Annotated in this window: 1 protein-coding gene; it reads right to left on the reverse strand. The window is 69.1% G+C overall.

What is annotated here, in order from left to right; genetic code table 11:
- Positions 1-230: hypothetical protein (locus SB658_RS28160; protein ID WP_410603902.1), on the reverse strand; the 230-nt coding region annotated here is incomplete at both ends.

Here is a 230-nt window from a genome sequence, read left to right on the forward strand (position 1 = left end):
GGTGTAGGTGCTCGACTCGACCTCGTCGATGGCGGTGCCGTGCGTGACGGTGATATCGCCGCCGGCATCGGCGTACAGGGTGCCCTTGGCGCTGTTGACCGTGGAGGCGACCGAGGTGATGTTCTTCCCCGCCTTGAGGGTGACGTCGCCCTGGCCCTCGACCACCGAGCCGACGTCGGCCTCGTGGACTTCGCGGTAGCTGTCGCGGCCCGTGCGCGACTGCTCGCTGC

The sequence above is a fragment of the Bacillus sp. SIMBA_008 genome, assembly GCF_046535495.1.
Classification (GTDB): Bacteria; Bacillota; Bacilli; order Bacillales; family Bacillaceae; genus Bacillus; species Bacillus subtilis.